Source organism: Microbacterium testaceum (genome assembly GCF_020781835.1).
Lineage (GTDB): Bacteria > Actinomycetota > Actinomycetes > Actinomycetales > Microbacteriaceae > Microbacterium > Microbacterium testaceum_H.
In genome coordinates this window covers 1-282 of sequence record NZ_JAJGNJ010000059.1, presented here as the reverse complement: position 1 = coordinate 282, position 282 = coordinate 1, and the positions used below count along the sequence as shown (strand labels likewise).

Sequence of the window (282 nt, the reverse complement as noted above, 5' to 3'; positions counted from 1 at the left end):
GACGCGTTCTCGAGAAACGCGCCCGTCTTCAGTTGCCGGAGCTGCCGCTTGATGTCCTCGATCCACGCGCCGTAGTTAGTCAGGTCAGGCATTCTCCACCTCCGGTTTCAGTTGCCGCCCGTTACCCCCAGACACGGACAGCACTCGCAGGTGATGGACGTCGTCAGGGATGACCGGGTCGCCGTACACCTCGAGGCGCAGTTCCGCGCCAGGGAGCACGAGAGTCGGCGGGAAGTCCTCACCCACCGTGACCGACCCGATGCTCCACTGCCGGACCGGGTT

The 282-nt window shown here is 64.9% G+C and carries 1 protein-coding gene; it reads right to left on the bottom strand.

The genetic code is table 11. The features are described from left to right. Positions 1–84 precede the first annotated feature (84 nt). Positions 85–282: hypothetical protein (locus LL239_RS17620; RefSeq protein ID WP_228164623.1), on the bottom strand; the 198-nt coding region annotated here is incomplete at its 5' end.